Source organism: Pseudomonas brassicacearum (assembly GCF_003732265.1).
GTDB lineage: Bacteria > Pseudomonadota > Gammaproteobacteria > Pseudomonadales > Pseudomonadaceae > Aquipseudomonas > Aquipseudomonas brassicacearum_D.
Genome location: NZ_MOBK01000413.1, coordinates 397 through 692, shown reverse-complemented (window position 1 = coordinate 692; position 296 = coordinate 397). Strand labels below are relative to the sequence as shown.

General features: G+C 61.1%; 1 pseudogene. It reads right to left on the bottom strand.

From position 1 onward, the window contains the following. Positions 1–296 (bottom strand): annotated as a pseudogene (locus tag BK660_RS33400) (Vps62-related protein); the annotation flags it as partial.

Sequence of the window (296 nt, the reverse complement as noted above, 5' to 3'; positions counted from 1 at the left end):
GGGCAATCTGGGTGACGGTGGCAGGTTCGTTTACTGCGGGCTTCGCGTACCCGGTCAGAATCGGAATTGGCGGCGGTGCGCTGACTTGTAGCGGGATTTGCATGCGCAGGCTGTACGCCGTCGAGGGTGCTACAGGCTTGCTATAACCCTGGATGCCCACGAAGGTGCAGGGCGCAAAATGGATGTCGCCTGCAGCGGCAGTCGGCGGTTCGATGCCAAAGGCGCTGAAACTGAGTTTGGCGCCGCTGCCCTTGTCATTCCAGATCAACTCGCCGACGTTCGCTGCGATCACCAGG